The sequence below is a fragment of the Vibrio sp. 1249-1 genome (assembly GCF_033340495.1).
This window is the reverse complement of the sequence record NZ_JAWOWJ010000337.1, coordinates 1-831: the sequence shown is the minus strand read 5'-3', so window position 1 is coordinate 831 and position 831 is coordinate 1. Positions and strand designations below refer to the sequence as shown.

Genomic DNA, 831 nt, shown 5'->3' with positions numbered 1-831 from the left:
ATGTTGCTTGCCATCTTCTCGCGCGCTTTCTCATCCAAGAATGGCTGCCAGCCACGCGCTAAGATCCAGCGGCTAAGATCCAGCAGTAATCCTGTGTAACGCGCCGAACTCAACAATGTCAGCATCTCTTCACGACTTGGCAACTCTTCCAACTGTTGAGTCAACTCAGAGACAAGGAACTTACGCGCGTCAAGTTTGCGCAATACGTTACCTTTATCATCAAGCAACTCTTCAAGGTGAGCATGTTCATCAAGCCAAACGAGCTCTTCTTCTAACCACTTCAATTCTTGACGTAAGATAGCGCTCGCACGACGAGGCACTACGCCACCAAAAATGGTCAATGTTTGGCGAATAAAACGAATGGCGTTACTGATTTCACGCAGCGCTTCTACACTGTCGCGCTCTGAGTAAATTTGTTCGTGGTAATGCCAATGCGATAAAGCATGTTCAAGTGAATTGATTAAGCAGTATTCAACGGTGTCTGTTTTGTTACTGTCCACTAAAGAAAGCGGCTTCACTTCGTCGCCAGTGTAACCAGTCGCTAAACGGTAACCTTTTGCGGCTTTGCTCAAGTTACCCAGACGCATCCCACCTTGTTCGCAGAAACTGCGCGCCAAAGTAAATAGTGCATCGGTCTGGCCAGATTTGAGTTCAAGTTCGACTTCACAAATCGGTTCTTGTCTCTCTTCTCCGTCTTCCCCTTGCGCGACAACCATGCCTTGGTCAAACGCGACCTCTACTTGGCTGCCATCTGGCATACCAATCAGCCACTGCTCACGCGTGAAGTTGGTCGAAAAAAGCGGAACTAACTCGGATTGTAGAGTCGCGACA

At 48.4% G+C, this 831-nt stretch carries 1 protein-coding gene; it reads right to left on the bottom strand.

Annotation, left to right across the window (positions count from 1 at the left end; all coding sequences use genetic code 11):
• Window positions 1-831: CHAD domain-containing protein (locus tag R7Z50_RS26225; RefSeq protein WP_318149575.1), on the bottom strand; the 831-nt coding region annotated here is incomplete at both ends.